A 19,215-nucleotide genomic window follows, 5' to 3' on the forward strand; every position below is an offset into this window, starting at 1 on the left:
GTTCCCATGCCGAACAAGGGGCTCGACGCCCGGGGATACATCGAACGCGAAGGATCTCCGGGGCTGATCCCGCACGCGTTCCGGCCCGTCGTGGCCACGGCCCGCGACCGGGTGCTGGACGTCTTCGGGGCGCGGCTGCACAGCGCGTACCTGTACGGGTCGATCCCGCGCGGCACCGCGCGCGTGGGCCGCTCCGACCTGGACCTGCTGCTGACCCTGCGCGAGAAGCCCACGGACGCGGACCGCACGGACGCCCGCTCGCTCGACGAGGCGCTCGACAAGGAGTTCCCGCAGATCGACGGGGCGGGGACGCTGCTGGTCGGCCGGGAGCAGGTGCTGAGCGACCTGGAGAGGCACGATCTCGGCTGGTTCGTCGCCTGCCTCTGTACGCCACTGTTGGGCGAGGACCTCGCCGAGTATCTGCCGCGCTACCGGCCCGACGCGCTCCTCGCCCGCGAGACGAACGGCGACCTCGCGCTGTTCCTCCCGCGGTGGCGCGAGCGGATCGCCGAGATCGCAGAGGCGGACGGCTCGGAGGAGGCCCTGCGGCCCCTCACGCGCTCCATCTGCCGCCATCTCGTCCGCACCGGCTTCACCCTCGTCATGCCCCGCTGGAACGGCTGGACGAGCGATCTGACGGAGATGGCCGAGGTGTTCGGCACGTACTACCCGGAGCGGGCCGCGCAACTGCGGGAGGCGGCCGTCCTCGGGTACGAGCCGAGAGGCGATGCCGCCGTCCTTCGGTCGTACGTCGACGATCTAGGGCCGTGGCTCGCCGAGGAGTACGCGCGCGTGCACGGCATCAAGAAACCGCGCCCCTAGGGGCAATCCGGTCGTTTTTGTTGGCGTGGCAAGCGCGGGTCGGTCGAAGTCATCTGGTGAGCGGTTGCCGGCCCGGGTCGCGGTCGGGGTGCTGACACAGGCGTTTCCTCAGTCGCTTGTGGACGAGGTGTTGGCGGAGACGGGTCGGGTGCAGCAGCGCAACCGGCTGTTGCAGTTGTTCGCTCAGGTGTGCCGTCCGTAACTCTCCCCCGGCGGCCTCAGGAGTTCCGGCCCCTCACTCGACGGCCTCCGAGGAAGGCGGAAAGGCGTCGCGCAGGCGTTGCAGGGCCGCCGTCACGACTGCACGGACGTCCGCCTCGCGCAACGGGGCGGAGAACAGCGCCGAACTGAACGAGAAGCCCTCGACCAGGGCGAACAGCCAGAGCGCCTCGCGGTGGAGCGCCTCCTCGTCGACCGAGCGGTCGGCCAGCGCATCGCGCAGCAACGAGAGGAACAGCTCCGTGCCCGCGAGGGACGTGGCCGCGACGTTGGCCGCGAGTTCCGCGTCCGTGCGCGCCAGGACACGGTATTCGACGAGAGCGATGTTCTCCCGGCGCTCCTGCTCAGTGGTCGGAGCGGCGAATGCGATCACATCCACGATCCGTGCGACCGGGTCGTCGGACATCGCCGCGGCGCGGCGTACGGCGCGCTGGAGGAGAACGTCCAGCGTGAAGCGCATGACCTCGCGGAGGGTGTCGCCGAAGTAGTGCCGGATGCTCCCGATGGCCAGGCCGGTGCGGGCGGAGATCCGGGCGAGGGTCACCGAGCGGATCCCGTGTGCGGCGATCTCCTCGATCACGGCGTCGGCGACCTGCTCTCGGCGGATATCCGGGTTGGCTCTCTTGGGCATGACCCCATCCTAGTCATTTATTAGCACGCCCGTGCTACTTTACTAGCACGGGCATGCTAGAAAGGCGTCGTGGCGGTGCTCTGCCCCGCCACGACCCCGGACAGGGGAGACATGAACGACCGGCACGATCCCTGGACGGGTGCGGCACGGGAGGGTCCTTACGGCTTCGACGGGCTCAAATGCCCCGACGGCGATGCGGGGGCGTGGTCGAAGCCCGCCCCGGAGCCGGGCACGCCCCCGGAGCCGGGCACGCCCTCGCCCCCTGCGCCGTCATCGTGCTGATGACGAATCCGCTGCGCGGCCGTTGGCGCCCGCGTTGTGCGCGAGGCGGACGGCCTTCTCGCCCCGCGGCTGCTCGACCTGGTCACCCACCGGCCGCTCCGGGCTGATCGATTCCCCCGTTCCTCTCGCCCGTCCGCCTGCCCGCGGGGGCGAACACGGTTCTCACCATCACGGTCGGACTCGCAGGGATCGAACGAGCACTCGCCTCCCGCCATCACCGGCTCCTGGACGCCGAGACCGACGGGATCGGGAGTTGAGACCCCGCGCCGACCGGCCACGTTGCCCGCGCCATCGGGCACCTCAGCGCCCCGACCAGGAGCAGTCCGTCAACCACCGCCGCACCCTCGTGCACGACCGCGGCTCGACACAGGAGAAACGCATGCGACCAGACCCTCGGTCCCGACACCGCAGGACCGTGCTCGGCACGGCAGCCGCGGCTTCACTCCTCCTGCTCGCCGGATGCGCGCCCGCCGCTCCTCCACCGGGCTCCGGCGCGGACGCGGATCTCGGCGCCTACCTCGGGCAGGAGCTCGACTGGGTCAAGTGCGAGGACACCGCGACGAGCACCAAGGACGCCGAGCTGTTCGCGAACCCGGCGCTCCAGTGCGCCTCGGTCGAGGTCCCGCTCGACTACGACGATCCGGAGGGAGAGAGGGCACGCGTCGCGCTCACCCGCCTCCCCGCCGCGGGCGACGCCGAGGGCTCACTGCTGCTCAACCCGGGCGGCCCCGGAGGATCCGGCACCAGCTTCGTCGCGGCCACCCTGCCACAGTGGCAGGCGAGTCCCGTCGCCGAACGCTTCGACATCGTCGGCTTCGATCCTCGCGGGGTCGGGTCGTCGACCCCGGCCCTCGACTGCTACACCGACGAGGAGTACGACGCAGGCGACGTGCCGCGGTTCGGCGCGGTGTACGACATCACGAGCGCCGAGAAGGCGGGCGAGCTCGCGGAGCGCTGCGCAGCCGGCTCCGGCGGCAGCGCGAACCTCGTGAACGCCGGGTCCACCAACGTCGTGCGCGACATGGACATCATGCGACAGGTGCTCGGTGACGACCGGCTGACCTACCTCGGCTACAGCTACGGCTCCGAACTCGGCGCCATGTACGCCGCGGCCTACCCCGAAAAGGTCCGCGCGATCGTGGTCGACGGAGCCGTATCGCCCGACCTGACGGCGAGCGAGTCCCGCCTCGCCTCCTTCACCGGACTGCAGGCACGGTTCGACGACCTCGCCGCACACTGCGCCAAATCGCCCGACTGCGTTCTCGGCCCCGACCCCGCGGCTGCGAACGACCGCCTGCACGAGATCGTCCAGCCGCTCGTCGAGACACCAGCGCCGACCACCGACGGGCGGGACCTGAGCGTCTGGGACGTCTACCTCGGCATCAGCGGCGGACTGTACTCCGAAAGGAATTGGCCCGACATCGTCTCCGCCCTGACCGCGCTCGAAGCGGGCAACGCCGCCGAGATGCTCGCCCTGCGCGACACCTTCTACGCCCGCACGGCGGACGGCGCCTACGGCCTGGACTTCGACACGAACATCTCTGTGCGCTGCATGGACTCGCCCCGTTTGACGCCAAAGGAACAGACCGCGCTCTCACGCAGGATCGGGGAGGTCGCCCCGATGTTCGACATCGATGTGTTCACGGCAGGCACTTACCACAGCGAATGCGAGGCGTGGCCCGCGCCGCCGACACGCGACGAGCCCTGGCTCTCCGATGTCGAAGGCATCCCCGAGACGCTCGTCGTATCGGTCACCGGCGATCCTGTGACGCCGCACGAGGGCGGCATCGCGATGGCGCGAGCCCTCGGCGGAAGCCTGCTCACAGTCGACGGCAAGCAGCACGGCGCCTACCTCCTCGGCGACAGCAAGTGCGTCGACGACGCGGTCGGTGAATATCTCCTCGACCTCGAAACCCCGCCCACTGGCACCCGTTGCAGCCTGTGATCCGCCCGGCCTGGCCCTGGAGACATGAACTCGCACCAACCGAAACAGCCGGGTCCTCAGGCCTCCCCGATGAGCCCGTGCTCCCGGAGATAGTCCAACTGGGCCAGCACCGACAGCTCCGCCGCCGGCCACAGGGAGCGGTCGACGTCGGCGTACACGTGGGCGACGACCTGGGACGGCGTCGTGTAGCCGTCCTCGACCGCCGTCTCGACCTGGGCGAGGCGGTGGGCGCGGTGGGCGAGGTAGAACTCGACGGCGCCCTGGGCGTCCTCCAGGACCGGCCCGTGGCCCGGCAGGACCATGTGCACGCCGTCGTCGACCGTGAGGGACCTGAGACGCCGCAGGGAGTCCAGGTAGTCGCCCAGGCGCCCGTCGGGGTGCGCGACGACCGTGGTGCCCCGGCCCAGGATCGTGTCGCCGGTCAGGACGGCCCGGTCGGCGGGCAGATGGAAGCAGAGCGAGTCGGCGGTGTGGCCGGGGGTGGACACCACGCGCAGCTCCAGGCCGCCCGTGGTGACGACGTTCCCGGCCGCCAGGCCCTCGTCGCCGAGCCGCAGCGCCGGGTCGAGGGCCCGCACCTTCGTGCCGGTCAGTTCCGCGAACCGTCCGGCGCCCTCCGCGTGGTCCGGGTGCCCGTGCGTGAGAAGGGTCAGCGCGACCCGCTTGCCGGCCTTCTCGGCGATGTCGACGACGTTCCGCAGGTGTACGTCGTCCAGGGGCCCCGGGTCGATCACCACCGCCCGCTCGGAGTCCGGCTCCGCCACGATCCAGGTGTTCGTGCCGTCCAGGGTCATCGCGGAGGCGTTGGGCGCGAGGACGTTGACGGCACGCGCGGTGGCGGGGCCGGAGAGCACCCCGCCCCGTGGCTGGCCGGGAAGGGCGGCGGCGTCGGTCATGCGGAGGCTCCACCGGTCGGGATGTGCTTGGTGAACTCGTCGTGGCCGGGCCAGCTGAGGACCAGCTCGCCGTCCTCCAGGCGGGCCTGGGCCAGGACGGGGGTCATGTCGCGCCCCGGTGCCGCGGCGAGGGCCTCGGCGGCGGTGGCGTACGCGCCGAGCTGGCGCAGGGTCGCGATGGTGGGCGGCATCATCAGGAGGTCGCCCTTGTCGTAGCCGTCCCTCGCGTCGGCGGGGCGGATCCAGACGGTGCGGTCGGCCTCCGTGGAGGCGTTGCGGGTGCGCTGGCCCTCCGGGAGCGCGGCCACGAAGAACCAGGTGTCGTAGCGGCGGGGCTCGAACTCCGGGGTGATCCAGCGGGTCCAGGCGCCGAGGAGGTCGGAGCGCAGGACGAGCCCCCGGCGCTCCAGGAAGTCGGCGAAGGAGAGGTCACGGGCGACCAGGGCCGCGCGGTCCGCCTCCCACTCGTCACCCGTGGTGTCACCGACCACGGTGTCCTCGGTGGGGCCGGCGAGCAGGACGCCCGCCTCCTCGTACGTCTCGCGCACCGCCGCGCAGACGATCGCCTGGGCGGAGGTCTCGTCGACGCCGAGCCGGGACGCCCACCACGCGCGCGTGGGGCCCGCCCAGCGGATCTGCCGGTCGTCGTCCCTGGGGTCGACTCCGCCGCCCGGATACGCGTACGCGCCTCCGGCGAAGGCCATGGAGGCGCGTCTGCGCAGCATGTGCACGACGGGGGTGGAGTCGGTGTCCTTGAGCAGCATGACGGTGGCCGCCCGCCTGGGGGCGACCGGTGTGAGCGTGCCCTCCGCGAGCGCGCGGATTCTCTCGGGCCACTCGGGGGGATACCACTGCCCATTCGCCATGGGCGGAGGCTATCCCGGAGTGGGCTGATGTTCGAGAGGCAACGATCGCCTCCCCAGGAGGCCCGCCCACGCCATACCGGCAGGCCCGGGCCCAGGAAGCGCCGTCCGTGCCACGGCGGGACGGCGTGCGGTCCCGGCGGAAGCCCCCGGAAGCCCCACCCACGGCGGAACGCCTGCCCCGGAGCCGGAACAGGCACAACAGACCGATGCCCGGAGCCACGACGGACGGGCTCACACCGTGGCCGACCGAAGAGCACACGCACGCCCCGGCGGCGATCCGCCTACGCCTGCGCCAGCTCCACCAGGACCTCGACCTCGACAGGCGCGTCCAGCGGCAGCACCGCCACGCCGACCGCGCTGCGCGCGTGCACGCCCTTCTCGCCGAGGACCTCGCCGAGCAGCTCGCTCGCGCCGTTCAGCACGGCGGGCTGCCCCGTGAAGTCGGAGGCCGAGGCGACGAAGCCGACGACCTTCACCACGCGCGCGATGCGGTCGAGGTCCCCCACGACCGACTTGACCGCCGCGAGGGCGTTCAGCGCACAGGTGCGGGCCAGGTCCTTGGCCTCTTCCGGAGTGACCTCCGCGCCCACCTTGCCGGTGACCGGAAGCTTGCCGTCCACCATCGGGAGCTGGCCGGCCGTGTACACGTACACACCCGACTGCACCGCGGGCTGGTACGCGGCCAGCGGCGGTACGACGTCCGGCAGGGTCAGTCCGAGTTCGGCCAGCTTCGCCTCGACGGCGCTCATGCGGCCTTCTCGCGCTTCAGATAGGCGACGAGCTGCTCGGGGTTGTTCGGCCCGGGCACGACCTGGACGAGCTCCCAGCCGTCCTCGCCCCAGGTGTCCAGAATCTGCTTCGTGGCGTGGACGAGCAGCGGCACGGTTGAGTATTCCCACTTGGTCATGGGGCGACTGTAGCCGTTGCCGCGCACGCCCTTCCGCGGGCCTCGGCGGGGGCCTCGAACGGGACCTCGCGTACAGCTTGTCCACAGCCTCCTGCGTACTTCCCCGGCCGACTGGTTAGGCTCGAAGACGTGAGCAGGCTCCAGGTCGTCAGCGGCAAGGGCGGTACCGGCAAGACCACGGTCGCCGCAGCACTCGCGCTCGCCCTAGCGACCGAGGGCAAGCGTGCCCTTCTGGTCGAGGTCGAGGGCAGGCAGGGCATCGCGCAGCTATTCGAGGCGCAGGCACTGCCCTACGAGGAGCGAAAGATCGCCGTCGCTCCAGGGGGCGGGGAGGTGTTCGCCCTCGCCATAGACCCCGAACTGGCCCTTCTGGACTACCTCCAGATGTTCTACAAACTCGGCAGCGCCGGACGCGCGCTCAAGAAGCTCGGCGCCATCGACTTCGCGACCACCGTCGCGCCGGGCCTCAGAGACGTCCTCCTCACGGGCAAGGCCTGCGAGGCCGTGCGCCGCAAGGACAAGCGCGGCCGCTTCGCATACGACTACGTGGTGATGGACGCGCCGCCCACCGGCCGGATCACCCGCTTCCTGAACGTGAACGACGAGGTGGCGGGGCTCGCCAAGATCGGCCCGATACACAATCAGGCACAGGCCGTCATGCGGGTGCTCAAGTCGCCCGAGACCGCCGTGCACATGGTGACGCTGCTGGAGGAGATGCCCGTCCAGGAGACCGCGGACGGCATCGCCGAACTGCGCGCCGCGCGGCTGCCGGTGGGCCGGATCATCGTGAACATGGTGCGTCCCGCGATCCTCGACGAGACCGATCTGGCGCTCACCCGCGAGGCACCGCGCACGGCCATCGCCAAGTCGCTGTCCGCCGCCGGACTCGGTGGCGCGCGCCGCGGCGGGGTCGCCGAGCGGCTGGTGGAGCCGCTGCTGACCCAGGCCGACGAGTACGCCGAGCGGCACGCGCTGGAGCGCGACCAGCGGGCCGTGCTCCAGGGCCTGGACCTGCCCCTGCACGAACTCCCGCTGCTCGCCGAGGGAATGGACCTCGGGGGCCTGTACGAACTCGCCAAGGAACTGCGTCAGCAAGGGATCTCATGAGCCAGGACCCGGCCCGCGCACACGACGACCCGGCCCGCGCACACGACACGACCCACTCGCACGAGTCCGCCCGCGGCATAGACGCCGCCCCCGTCCTGGACGTCGATCCGCTGATCGACGACCCGAAGACCCGCATCGTGGTCTGCTGCGGCTCGGGCGGCGTCGGCAAGACCACCACGGCGGCGGCCCTCGGGCTGCGCGCGGCCGAGCGCGGACGCAAGGTGGTCGTCCTCACCATCGACCCGGCGCGCAGGCTCGCCCAGTCGATGGGCATCGACGCGCTCGACAACACCCCTCGCCGGGTGAAGGGCGTCGACGACTCCGCGGACGGCGAACTGCACGCGATGATGCTCGACATGAAGCGCACCTTCGACGAGATCGTCGAGGCGCACGCGGACCGCGAGCGGGCGGCCGCGATCCTCAACAACCCCTTCTACCAGTCGCTTTCGGCGGGCTTCGCGGGCACGCAGGAGTACATGGCGATGGAGAAGCTGGGCCAGTTGCGGGCCCGCGAGGAGTGGGACCTCATCGTCGTCGACACCCCGCCCTCGCGCTCGGCGCTCGACTTCCTGGACGCCCCGAAGCGGCTCGGGTCGTTCCTGGACGGCAAGTTGATCCGGCTGCTGACGGCTCCGGCCAAGCTGGGCGGCCGCGCCGGGATGAAGTTCCTGAACGTCGGGATGTCGATGATGACCGGCACCCTCGGCAAGCTGCTGGGCGGCCAGCTCCTCAAGGACGTCCAGACGTTCGTGGCCGCCATGGACACCACCTTCGGCGGTTTCCGCACGCGCGCGGACGCCACGTACAAGCTGCTCCAGGCGCCCGGGACGGCGTTCCTGGTCGTCGCGGCCCCGGAGCGGGACGCGCTGCGTGAGGCGGCGTACTTCGTGGAGCGGCTGGCCGCCGAGGACATGCCGCTCGCGGGGCTCGTGCTGAACCGCGTCCACGGCAGCGGCGCGGCCCGGCTGTCGGCGGAGCGGGCACTGGCCGCCGCGGAGACCCTCGACCTCGCGGCGGGTCCGGTCGAACACCTCGCGGCCGGTCAGGCCGAACCAGGTGCCGATCCGGACGACCCCGGCCCCGGTGCCGATCCGGCCGTCGCGGAAAATCTTGACGAGGCCCGCATTGTGGATCAGTCGGGCGGGAAAGCTGGACTTCGTAACTCTCCCGACACGTACGGCAGTTCAGAATCACCCGCTACCCAGACCACCGTTCCCGAGGCTCCCGCGCCCGACGCAGGCTCCCCCGCCGCGGACCGGACCACCGCCGAAGGAGCCGGAACGGACGAGCACACGGACGACCGAACCGTCGAACAACTCACGGCAGGCCTGTTGAGGCTGCACGCCGAGCGCATGCAGCTGCTCTCCCGCGAGCAGCGCACGCGTGACCGCTTCGCCGCACGCCACCCCGAAGTGGCGGTGGCCGAAGTGGCCGCGCTGCCCGGCGACGTGCACGACCTCGCAGGGCTGCGGAACATCGGGGAGCGGCTCGCGGCCGGTACCTCGCCGGCCGGAGCTGCGTAGCCTCTCGGGGCCGCGGTGGCCCCAGTTGCGTGCGGACGCCGTATACGACGCCGTGCGGGGTCGCGTGTACGTCACGTGGCCCCTGACGCATACGGGGCCGATGGGGCCCCGGTTGCGTGCGGAGAGGCGGTCAGCCCACCGCCGCGTAGTTCTCGTACACCTCTTCCTCGTCGAGAGGCAGAATGCCCGCCCCTCGCTCGTACTCGGTACGCGCGGTTTCGAGCAGCCTGCGCCAAGAGGTGACGGTGGGCCGCCTGCGCAGCAGTGCGCGGCGCTCCCGCTCCGTCATTCCTCCCCACACGCCGAACTCGACGCGGTTGTCCAGCGCGTCGGCCAGACACTCCGTGCGCACCGGACACCCGGTGCACACCGCCTTGGCCCTGTTCTGCGCTGCTCCTTGAACGAACAGTTCATCCGGATCGGTAGTGCGGCAGGCCGCCTGCGCACTCCAGTCGGTTACCCAGCCCATACCGGCGCCGTCCTCTCCCGAATCGAGGCTCCCCCACGGCGGCAGCGGCATATTCACCGCCGCCAGTTGAGGACGTTACGGAAGGTGGGCACAGTCAACCAGCCCCTTCGGGCCCAATCTTGAATGGCCCGAATGGACTATGGGTACGCGACAGATCACCCAACGGAGTGACCCGGCGACATGCGTGACCTTCCCGGCAAACCGGGGCAGTTGAGTTGCGTCACATCGGACACCAACTGACACATGAGGCGGATTCGGGCACGTGCTCAACAAAAAAGTTGAGTTCCGACCGAAACGATTCGGGGTCGCCGGACGTATTGATACGTAGCCCTACTGCTGTGACAGTTGAGAGCAGCTTAGGCCAAGGCCTATACGTGTGTCCGGCGAATGAGAACGTAGGCTGCCCTCATGCCAAAGAAGCGCTCGGGCGGTGGTCTGTCGCCAACGCAACAGGCCGCCAAGTTCCTCGGTGTCAGTGTGCTCGCGGGAGCCGTCATGGCCGGAATCGCCGTGCCGGCGTTCGGCGCGCTCGGTCTCGCGGCCAAGGGTTCGGTCGAGGGGTTCGACGAGATCCCCACCAACCTGAAGCGGCCACCACTGAGCCAGCGCACGACGATCCTGGACAGCAAGGGCGGCCAGATCGCCACGGTCTACTCCCGTGACCGCACGGTTGTCGACCTCAAGGACATCTCGCCGTACATGCAGAAGGCGATCGTCGCGATCGAGGACGCGCGGTTCTACGAGCACGGCGCGGTCGACCTCAAGGGTGTCCTGCGGGCACTCAACAAGAACGCGCAGAGCGGCGGCGTCTCCGAGGGTGCCTCCACGCTCACGCAGCAGTACGTGAAGAACGTCTTCGTGGAGGAGGCCGGCAACGACGCGGACCTCGTCGCCCAGGCCACCCAGCAGACCCTCGGCCGGAAGGTCCGCGAGCTGAAGTTCGCGATCCAGGTCGAGGAGGAGCTGGGCAAGAAGAAGATCCTCGAGAACTACCTGAACATCACGTTCTTCGGTCAGCAGGCGTACGGCGTCGAGGCCGCGGCCCAGCGCTACTTCTCCAAGTCCGCCAAGGACCTGAAGGTGGAGGAGGCCGCGCTGCTCGCCGGCATCGTCCAGTCGCCGAGCCGGTACGACCCGGTCAACGACGAGGAGGAGGCCGTCAAGCGGCGCAACACCGTGCTGCAGCGGATGGCCGACGTCCACGACATCTCCCAGGCGGAGGCCGACAAGGCCAAGAAGAAGCCGCTCGGCCTGAAGGTCAGCAAGCCCAAGAACGGCTGCATCACGGCGGTCAAGGGCGCCGGCTTCTTCTGTGACTACGTCCGCGAGGTCTTCCTGAACGACCCGGTCTTCGGCAAGACCCAGAAGGCCCGGGCCAAGATCTGGAACCAGGGCGGCCTGACGATCAGGACGACGCTCGACCCGCAGTCGCAGGAGTCGGCGCAGGCCTCGATCAAGGACCACGTCTACAAGAGCGACGACGTGGCGACCGCCGCCACCATCGTCGAGCCCGGCACCGGCAAGATCCTCGCGATGGGCCAGTCGCGTCCGTACGGCTTCGGCAAGAACGAGACGCAGATGAACCTGTCCGTGGACGCGAACATGGGCGGCGGCGCGGGCTACCAGCCCGGTTCGACGTTCAAGCCGATCGTGGCCGCGGCGGCCATCGAGGGCGGCAAGCCGGCGAACCAGGTGTACTCGTCGCCGTACGAGATGCAGTACCCGAGCCCGGTCTCCGCGTGCGACGGCAAGACCTGGCGGAACGATCCGACGAACCCCGCCAAGCTCACCAACGAGAACGAGACCGAGGTCGGCCCGTACGACATGAGGGACGCGACCGCGAAGTCGGTCAACACCTACTACGTACAGCTGATCAGTGACATCGGCATCTGCCCGGTGACCGAGATGGCGGCCAAGATGGGCGTCGAGCGTGCTGACGGCGACAAGATCGGTCAGAACCCGTCCATCGCGCTCGGCACGCAGGAGATGTCCCCGCTGACGATGGCGAGCGCGTACGCGACCTTCGCCACGCGGGGCACGTACTGCTCGCCGATCGCCATCGAGTCGATCCGCCAGACCGTCGGCGGCCAGAAGAAGTCCCTGCCGGTGCCGAAGTCGACGTGCTCACGCGCGATGTCCGAGAACACCGCCGACACGATCAACACCCTCCTCAAGGGCGTGGTCGAGGACGGTACGGGTTCGGAGGCGGGCCTCGACAGCCGGGCGAGCGCGGGCAAGACCGGTACGACGGACGAGCGCTACGCGGCCTGGTTCGTGGGCTACACGCCGAACATGGCCGGCGCGGTCTGGGTCGGCGACCCGGCCCACAAGCGGCGGATGACCAACATCACCATCGGCGGTGTCCCGTACGACAAGGTCTTCGGTGGCAGGGTCCCCGGCCCGATCTGGCGCGACATGATGGCCGGCGCCCTGGAGGGCAAGGACGCGCCCCAGTTCAACCTCGTCAACATCCCGCCCGGCGACACCGGCAAGGACGACGGCCGCGGCGACGAGGACGACAACGGTGACGACGACGGCAACAACGGGGACAACGGCGGGAACGACGGTGGCAACGGCGACGGCAACAACGGCGGCAACGGCAACCCGCAGATCCCCACGCCGTCGTTCTCGATCCCCGAGGAGTGGACGATCAACGGGAACGACAACGGGGGCGGGAACGGGAACGGTGGGAACTTCCCGTAGGCCGGGAGTGAGCCCGGAGCCTCGGGTTCCGTAGGCCGTGGTCCGTAGTCAGTAGTTGTACGCCGATGGGGGCGCCCCTTGCGACAAGGGGCGCCCCCATCGGCGTATGGCATATATGGCATATGGCTGTCTCGGCAAGGCCGCCTCGGCGGCTGCCCCGGGGCTCGGCCCGTCAGCGGTTGCTCAGCCCGCGAGCAGCTTCTTGACCACCCCGGCGACGCGGCCGCCCTCGGCCAGGCCCGCCACCTTCGGGTTCACGATCTTCATGACCTGGCCCATGGCGCGCGGGCCCTCGGCACCGGCGGCCTTCGCCTCCTCGACCGCCTGCGCGACGATCTGCTGGAGCTCGTCGTCGGAGAGCTGCTTGGGCAGGTACTCGGCGAGGACCACGCCCTCCGCCTTCTCGCGCTCGGCGGACTCCGCGCGGCCGCCCTGCGCGAAGGCCTCGGCCGCCTCGCGGCGCTTCTTCGCCTCCTTGGCGATCACCTTCTGCACCTCGTCGTCGGAGAGCTCGCGCTTCGACGTACCCGCGACCTCCTCCTTCTGGATGGCGGCGAGGGTCAGCCGGAGCGTCGAGGAGCGGAGCTCGTCGCGCTCCTTGATCGCGGCGTTGAGGTCTGCCTGCAGCTTCGACTTGAGCGTGGTCATGGGGTGATTGTCGCAGGTGTGGTGCGACCGCTGCCCATGGATTTCGGGCGCCCCCACCGACGCGCCTCCGATGCTCCTCCGGCGCCCCGTCGATGCCGCTCCGGTGGTCCTCCGATGGTCTTACGAGTGTGTGGGGTCTGACACGATGGGCTTATGCGCGCGCGATACGGAGTACCTCTGGGAATCGCGGCGGCTGGCGCCGCCGGTCTGCTCTACTCGGCGGGTTTCGAAGCCCGCTCCTTCCGTCTGCGACGGGTGACGGTCCCGGTGCTGCCGCCCGGGATGCGACCGCTGCGCGTGCTCCAGGTCTCCGACATCCACATGGTGAGCGGCCAGCGCAAGAAGCAGCGCTGGCTGCGGTCGCTGGCCGGGCTCCGCCCCGACTTCGTCATCAACACCGGGGACAACCTGTCCGACCCGGAGGGCGTGCCCGAGGTGATGGACGCCCTCGGTCCGCTGATGGAGTTCCCGGGCGCGTACGTCTTCGGCTCGAACGACTACTACGGGCCCAAACTCCGCAACCCCGCCCGCTACTTGTTCGAGAAGGCGCAGGGCAAGCACGGGCTGAACGGCAACGCGCCCGCGGTCGGCGTGATCCACAACCCGTGGGAGCCGCTGCGCGACGGCTTCGACGCGGCGGGCTGGCTGAACCTGACGAACGCCCGGGGTTCGCTGAAGATCGACGGCTTCGAGGTCGAGCTGACCGGGCTCGACGACCCGCACATCAAGCGCGACCGCTACGCGCGCGTGGCCGGCGGCCCGTCCGACTCGGCCGACCTCTCGATGGGCATCGTGCACGCCCCGTACCTGCGCACGCTCGACGCCTTCACCGCGGACGGCTACCCCCTGATCCTGGCCGGCCACACCCACGGCGGCCAGCTGTGCATCCCCTTCTACGGCGCCCTCGTCACCAACTGCGACCTGGACACGGAACGGGTGAAGGGCCTGTCCACGCACACGGAGACCGAGTCCGGGCGGACGGCGTACATGCACGTGTCGGCGGGCTGCGGGACGAACAGGTACACACCGGTCCGGTTCGCGTGCCCACCGGAGGCTACGTTGCTTACGTTGGTGGGGCGGGATTGAGGGGGCTGGAGGGCTGAGGGGGCTGGGGCCGAGGGGGCTGAGGCTGAGGGGGCTGAGGCTGAGAGGGTCCGGGAGCCGCTGGAGTTGCGGCGGGGGGCGAGGGTTGCGGGGGTCCACCAGCTCAGGGGGCTTCGAGGACTGAGGAGCTTCGAGGGCCGAGGGGCTTCGAGGGTTGACTGGCTTCGGAGGCCGAGGAGCTTCGGAGGCTGAGGGGCTTCAAGGGCTGAGATTGAGCGGCGGGACGGGCACTGACGCGCAGGTGTGTGACTGGGGGGCATGGGGCGCGTGAAGCGACACCGCCCGACCGGTTCAACCCGCCTCGCCCCTTTTGCCCAACCCGCTTAACGTGAGGGAATGACCGCCCCCCTGCCCGCAGACATCCCGGACATACCTGTCCTCCCAGGCGTGGCCGCCAACGCCGCCGCCGTTGTCCCCGTCGTCCCGGCGGACGCGGTGATCCCCCGCGTCCGCCGCCCCCTGGTCGCCGCCTTCCGCCTCATCGTCGCGATGACGGCGACCGCGGGTGTGGCGCTCGCGCTGGTCCTGGGCACCCCGTCCCGGGCCATGATCCACTTCACGATCCTGAGCAGCGTCCTGGTGGCCGCGGTGTTCACGGTCTCGGCCTGGCGGGCATGGACGGCCCGCCGCCCCCTGCCGCCGTCCGTCACCGCCGGCACGATGCTGTACGCGGTGGGCGCGGGCCTGGTCCAACACGTGATCCTGGCGAACGGTTCGAGCGCTCTCTCCATCACGGGCGACACCGGGACGCCCACCGGCTGGCCCGCCCTCGCGAACCAGCTCCTGCACACGGCGGTCCCGGTCATGGCCGTAGTGGACTGGTTCCTGCTGACCCGCCCGGGCCCACTGCGTCTCCACACCGCGGCCACCTGGCTCGTGCTGCCCGCCGCGTACCTGGCCTTCACCCTCGCCCGGGGCGCGCTGCTGCCCGCCGGCACCCAGGCCCGCTACCCGTACCCCTTCCTGGACGTGCCCCGACACGGCTACGTAGAGGTCCTCGGCAACGCCACCGTCCTCGGCCTCGCCTGCTACGCACTGGCCCTCCTCCTCGTCGCCCTCGACCACATCCGCCCCGTTCCACGCCGCCACCGACCCCCCGAAAACCGGATTTCGTCTCCGGCCACCGGTGGGCTAAAGTAAACGACGTCGCCACGGACACGGCCCACGAAAGTAGCCTGCTCGAAGCGACATCGGGGTGTAGCGCAGCTTGGCAGCGCGCTTCGTTCGGGACGAAGAGGTCGTGGGTTCAAATCCCGCCACCCCGACAGTGAATTACCAGGTCAGGGGCCTGATCCAGTGAATGGATCAGGCCCCTGAGTGGTTCCTGGAGACCGCTTGGGAGAAATCTGGGAGAAGATCTTGGTCGGCTTCTCCCAGCGGGCAACATCCGCACCCACCTGATTACCGCGTCACCACATCCCTCTGATGTGCACGTTCGTGAACTGGGCGCCATACGCTCAGGAGTCGTACTGCTGATTCGTCTCGGCAATCCGACTGAACGACGACCTCCCTGGACAGCGCCCCCCGCCTCGCGACGGTCTTGACTGGCGCATCCACCGCCTCAGCACCAGTCCGGAATCGGCGCATATTGCATGCAGACGCGCCTCCGTGCGCCCTCGCATGCACCCTCCTTGCGCCCCGCGCTCCCCTCCTACGGTCATGGAACAGCGAGGGCCGGAATGAAGTCCGACCCCGACGGGAGCAAGGTGCGGCAGAGAGCCGCACCGACCTGACGTCGGCCGGATCTGCCCACCTTGGGGGATGGGGCGGTATGAGTGCCCGGCGCAGGATCCATGACAGCTTCGAACAGGCAGTCCAGACCGCTGTGTCCGCGTTTGGAGCGGAGGTCACACCGAAGCTGAGAGGCGGGGGGTGGCAGGAGGACCAGCTCCGGGGGCCGCTGGAGAACATGATCCGGTCCGTATGCCGTGGCCTCGGTCTGGACGTCACCCTCATCGGCGAGGTTCCGCTCGTCGACATGGGAGCCCGCCCTGACTACGCGGTTGAGGTCGGCGGCGCTCTCGTCGGCTACATCGAGCTCAAGAAGCCGGGCACCCAGGCCGATCCGTCCGTCTACACAGGCCGCAACGCCGGGCAGTGGGCGAAACTGCGGCTGCTCAACAACGTACTGCTCTGTGACGGGAACGAGTTTTCTGTCCACCAGCAGGGCCAGCAGATTGGAGAAGTGGCCTACCTGCGCGGCTCGGTCCTCACCTCCGGCACCCAGCTTGCTCCCGCCGACGGAGCGCTTGCGCGGGTGCTGTACGACTTCCTGACCTGGGAGCCGCAGACGCCCCGCACCACGAGCCAGCTCATCCGAGCAGTCGCAGGACTGTGCCAACTGCTGTCGGAAGAGGTCGGTGAGGCGATCGCGCAGGAAAAGAGCCGACGCCGTCTGCCAGCCTTTACAAAGCTGGCCAAGGACTGGCGACACTTGCTGTTCCCGGAGGCGACCGATGCCGAATTCATCGAACAGTACGGTCAAGCCGTCGTGTTCGCGCTTCTGCTCGCTCGGGTGGAGGAGATCGCCTTCGAGGGCGAGACCATGCACAGTATCGCCACGAAGCTGGGCAAGAAGCACTCGTTGATGGGGCAGGCGCTGGATGTCCTGGCAGGCGACTCTGTTGCTGGACTCTCCACCACTCTGAACACACTGCTTCGCGTCATCGGTGCGGTCAGATGGGAGGTGCTGGACGACGGAACCGGCGACGCCTACTTCCTGCTCTACGAGCACTTCCTTCATATCTACGACCCTGAGCTGCGGATACGTACGGGCTCGTACTACACACCGCGTGGCGTCGTCTCGGCCATGGCCCGGCTCGTCGAGGACGTCCTGAAGCGGGAGGGCTTCCGTATCCCGTCCGGCTTCGCTTCTCCCGATGTGGTCCTTGTCGACCCAGCCATGGGCACCGGCACCTTCCTGCTGTCGGCACTGGAGCTGGCCGCCGAGACCATCACCGAAGAAGAGGGCCCAGGCGCGGTCGGCCCGCGCCTGCGAGAAATGGTGGGGCGCCGACTGGTCGGCTTCGAGATGCAGGTCGGTCCGTTTGCCGTCGCAGAACTGCGCATGCACGCCATGCTCAAGCAGTACGGGTCCGCGGCCCCCGCCCAGGGACTCAGGCTGTTGGTGGCTGATGCCCTGGACAGCCCGACAGCCGAGTTCAACTGGATCCCCCACACCTACCGAGCGCTCGCAGAATCCCGCCGCCAGGCCAACCAGGTCAAGCGGGACGAACGTGTCATGGTCGTCATGGGCAACCCGCCTCACGACGCCGTGAAACGAGGCGCCGGCAAGTGGGTGGAACGAGGGGAACCCAAGGCGGACATCCCCGCCCCGCTGGGGGCCTTCCGGCAACCTGGCAACGGCAGATACGAATCGAAGATCGCCAACCTCTACGTCTACTTCTGGCGCTGGGCCACCTGGAAGGTCTTCGACGCACACGACGACGCACCCTTCGGCGTGGTCGCGCTGATCACTCCTAAGGCATGGCTCAAAGGGCGGGCGTTCGCCGGAATGCGGCGCTATCTGCGTGAAACCGCCGACGAGGGCTGGATCATCGATCTGTCACCGGAGGGCCACCGAGCTGATGTCGCGACCCGCATCTTCCCCGAGGTCGCGCAGGAGTTGTGCATCGCGATCTTCGTACGGTGGCGGAACAGCCCCAGGCCGCGGACAGAGCAGCAGACCGCCGAGGTAAGGCACCTCAAGGTCGGTGGACGCCGCGACGAGAAAATCGAACGTCTGGCGGCCCTCAGGCTCGACGACTCCCAATGGCGCGAGTGCGCCACGGGCAAGACGGATGCTTTCCTGCCGCCCGGCAGCGACCTGTGGGAGTCCTGCCCGCAGCTGAGAGATCTGATGCCGTGGTCGTCACGTGGCGTCACGCCCGGGCGGATGTGGGTCTATGCACCGGATGAGGAGACGCTTCACAGGCGGTGGCAGCGCTTGCTCGCTGCGGATACCGGGCGCCGCGCCGAGATGCTCGGACACTCCGGTGAACGAACGCCTGCGGACAATGTTCCGCCCTTGCCAGGGGTCGCATCTCACGAACGGATACCTCTCGCGGCCGAACACAGGACAAACCCTCAGACGGTGCGCATCGGATTCCGGTCATTCGACCGGCAATATGTACTGCCGGACAGCCGATTGATGGAGCGAAGCAGGGCGGACCTTTGGCGAGTCCGCAGCGACCGCCAGATCTACACCATCGAGCAGAACGCCCACCCGGTGGTCAACGGGCCAGCGCTGGTCTTCAGCGCCCTCATTCCCGACATGCACTACTTCAACAACCGCAGCGGTTGCGCCCGTCCTCTCTACCGCAACGCCGCCGGCACTCTGCCCAACGTCACACCCGGTCTGCTCCCCCTGCTCGCCAGGCGGTTCGGAGTACCGGTCGTCGCTGAAGACCTCCTGGCCTACATTGCCGCACTCGCGTCCCATCCGGAGTACACGGCCCGGTTCCAGGAAGACCTCGAAGTCCCTGGCCCGCGCATACCCCTCACCGCTGACCTCTGCCTGTGGGAGCGGGCAGTTGCAATCGGCCAGCGGGTCCTGTGGCTGCACACCTACGGCGAGCGGCATGCCGACGAGACAGCCGGGAGGCCGTACGGCCAGGTATTGCTGCCACGCGACCGTCCCCGATGCGTCGCGGAGATTCCGGACGATGCGGAAGCCATGCCACAGAAGCTGGCTTACGACCCCGTGACACAGGACCTGTGGGTCGGCAGTGGACGGATCAGTCCGGTGCCTCCCGCCGTCCGGGAGTACGAAGTGTCCGGGATGAACGTTCTCGACAAGTGGTTTGGCTACCGCCGAAGGAATCCCGCCGGCAAGCGACGCCTCGAACTGGACCATGAGTTTGCTCGGCGCTGGCTTCCCTCATGGACCACGGAACTGCTGGAGCTGCTGAACGTCCTCGGCCTGCTTGTACAGGGCGAACCGGCACAGGCCGACCTCTTCAGTGAGGTGTGCACGGGCCAACTGATCACGGTGGCAGATCTGACCACGGCGGGTGTCCTTCCCGTGCCCACAGAGGCGACCAGGGCACTGAAGGCGACGTCGGACGCGGGCGACGCACTATTCGACCTGTGAG

Annotated in this window: 16 protein-coding genes and 1 tRNA gene; 10 read left to right on the forward strand and 7 right to left on the reverse strand. The window is 69.2% G+C overall.

Going from position 1 to position 19,215, the window contains the following annotated elements; genetic code table 11:
* Window positions 1–6: 6 nt before the first annotated feature.
* Together ACIBEI_RS24570 and ACIBEI_RS24575 are read left to right on the forward strand one after the other, a co-directional pair.
* Entirely contained in the window at window positions 7–822 is an 816-nt protein-coding gene (locus tag ACIBEI_RS24570) for a nucleotidyltransferase (RefSeq protein ID WP_398892216.1), read from the forward strand.
* A gap of 88 nt (window positions 823–910) precedes the next feature.
* Entirely contained in the window at window positions 911–1,024 is a 114-nt protein-coding gene (locus ACIBEI_RS24575; protein ID WP_398892428.1) for a transposase domain-containing protein, read from the forward strand.
* Window positions 1,025–1,057: 33 nt separating this feature from the next.
* On the opposite strand, the gene ACIBEI_RS24580 is transcribed toward ACIBEI_RS24575, so the two are convergent.
* Entirely contained in the window at window positions 1,058–1,672 is a 615-nt protein-coding gene (locus tag ACIBEI_RS24580; protein ID WP_398892218.1) for a TetR/AcrR family transcriptional regulator, read from the reverse strand.
* Between the two features lie 661 nt (window positions 1,673–2,333).
* Here ACIBEI_RS24580 and ACIBEI_RS24585 point away from each other — a divergent pair.
* A complete protein-coding gene (locus ACIBEI_RS24585) occupies window positions 2,334–3,899 on the forward strand; it encodes an alpha/beta hydrolase (RefSeq protein ID WP_398892220.1) in 1,566 nt (521 codons plus the stop codon).
* Between the two features lie 56 nt (window positions 3,900–3,955).
* Here the strand turns inward: ACIBEI_RS24585 and ACIBEI_RS24590 are convergent, their stop codons facing one another.
* From ACIBEI_RS24590 to ACIBEI_RS24605, 4 genes are all read right to left on the reverse strand, one after another.
* Window positions 3,956–4,795: an MBL fold metallo-hydrolase gene (locus tag ACIBEI_RS24590; protein ID WP_398892222.1), complete on the reverse strand. Its 840-nt coding sequence runs from the start codon at window positions 4,793–4,795 to the stop codon at window positions 3,956–3,958.
* A complete protein-coding gene (locus tag ACIBEI_RS24595; RefSeq protein WP_398892224.1) occupies window positions 4,792–5,661 on the reverse strand; it encodes an NUDIX hydrolase in 870 nt (289 codons plus the stop codon). The genes ACIBEI_RS24590 and ACIBEI_RS24595 overlap by 4 nt, the downstream gene beginning before the upstream one ends.
* A 281-nt stretch (window positions 5,662–5,942) precedes the next feature.
* The gene (locus tag ACIBEI_RS24600) at window positions 5,943–6,410 is read right to left on the reverse strand and encodes a RidA family protein (protein ID WP_398892226.1); all 468 of its coding nucleotides are present in this window, start codon (window positions 6,408–6,410) and stop codon (window positions 5,943–5,945) included.
* Complete coding sequence (locus ACIBEI_RS24605; protein WP_107099910.1) at window positions 6,407–6,568, reverse strand: DUF4177 domain-containing protein; 162 nt, start codon at window positions 6,566–6,568, stop codon at window positions 6,407–6,409. Before ACIBEI_RS24605 ends, ACIBEI_RS24600 begins: the two co-directional genes overlap by 4 nt.
* 129 nt (window positions 6,569–6,697) lie before the next feature.
* Here ACIBEI_RS24605 and ACIBEI_RS24610 point away from each other — a divergent pair, with 129 nt between their 5' ends.
* Both ACIBEI_RS24610 and ACIBEI_RS24615 read left to right on the forward strand, forming a co-directional pair.
* Window positions 6,698–7,675 carry an ArsA-related P-loop ATPase gene (locus ACIBEI_RS24610; protein WP_269649223.1) on the forward strand — a complete coding sequence of 326 codons (978 nt, stop codon included), beginning with the start codon at window positions 6,698–6,700 and terminating at the stop codon, window positions 7,673–7,675.
* On the forward strand, window positions 7,672–9,198 hold the full coding sequence (locus ACIBEI_RS24615) for an ArsA family ATPase (protein ID WP_398892229.1): 1,527 nt from the start codon (window positions 7,672–7,674) through the stop codon (window positions 9,196–9,198). The genes ACIBEI_RS24610 and ACIBEI_RS24615 overlap by 4 nt, the downstream gene beginning before the upstream one ends.
* A 130-nt stretch (window positions 9,199–9,328) precedes the next feature.
* Here the strand turns inward: ACIBEI_RS24615 and wblA are convergent, their stop codons facing one another.
* The gene (wblA, locus tag ACIBEI_RS24620; RefSeq protein ID WP_055515737.1) at window positions 9,329–9,667 is read right to left on the reverse strand and encodes a transcriptional regulator WblA; all 339 of its coding nucleotides are present in this window, start codon (window positions 9,665–9,667) and stop codon (window positions 9,329–9,331) included.
* A 408-nt stretch (window positions 9,668–10,075) separates the two neighbouring features.
* Here wblA and ACIBEI_RS24625 point away from each other — a divergent pair, with 408 nt between their 5' ends.
* Window positions 10,076–12,370, forward strand: coding sequence for a transglycosylase domain-containing protein (locus tag ACIBEI_RS24625; protein ID WP_398892231.1), 2,295 nt, complete (start codon window positions 10,076–10,078; stop codon window positions 12,368–12,370).
* A gap of 183 nt (window positions 12,371–12,553) precedes the next feature.
* Here the strand turns inward: ACIBEI_RS24625 and ACIBEI_RS24630 are convergent, their stop codons facing one another.
* On the reverse strand, window positions 12,554–13,018 hold the full coding sequence (locus tag ACIBEI_RS24630; protein ID WP_055617054.1) for a GatB/YqeY domain-containing protein: 465 nt from the start codon (window positions 13,016–13,018) through the stop codon (window positions 12,554–12,556).
* A gap of 153 nt (window positions 13,019–13,171) precedes the next feature.
* Here ACIBEI_RS24630 and ACIBEI_RS24635 point away from each other — a divergent pair, with 153 nt between their 5' ends.
* The 4 genes from ACIBEI_RS24635 (at window position 13,172) to ACIBEI_RS24650 (ending at window position 19,214) form a co-directional block, all read left to right on the forward strand.
* Complete coding sequence (locus ACIBEI_RS24635; protein ID WP_398892234.1) at window positions 13,172–14,104, forward strand: metallophosphoesterase; 933 nt, start codon at window positions 13,172–13,174, stop codon at window positions 14,102–14,104.
* A gap of 354 nt (window positions 14,105–14,458) precedes the next feature.
* On the forward strand, window positions 14,459–15,262 hold the full coding sequence (locus tag ACIBEI_RS24640; RefSeq protein ID WP_398892236.1) for a Pr6Pr family membrane protein: 804 nt from the start codon (window positions 14,459–14,461) through the stop codon (window positions 15,260–15,262).
* A gap of 51 nt (window positions 15,263–15,313) precedes the next feature.
* A tRNA-Pro gene (locus ACIBEI_RS24645) sits at window positions 15,314–15,387 on the forward strand.
* A gap of 713 nt (window positions 15,388–16,100) precedes the next feature.
* Window positions 16,101–19,214 carry a type ISP restriction/modification enzyme gene (locus tag ACIBEI_RS24650; RefSeq protein WP_398892238.1) on the forward strand — a complete coding sequence of 1,038 codons (3,114 nt, stop codon included), beginning with the start codon at window positions 16,101–16,103 and terminating at the stop codon, window positions 19,212–19,214.
* The last annotated feature ends 1 nt before the right edge of the window (window position 19,215 follow it).

The organism is Streptomyces sp. NPDC050988, from assembly GCF_044456225.1.
Lineage (GTDB): Bacteria > Actinomycetota > Actinomycetes > Streptomycetales > Streptomycetaceae > Streptomyces.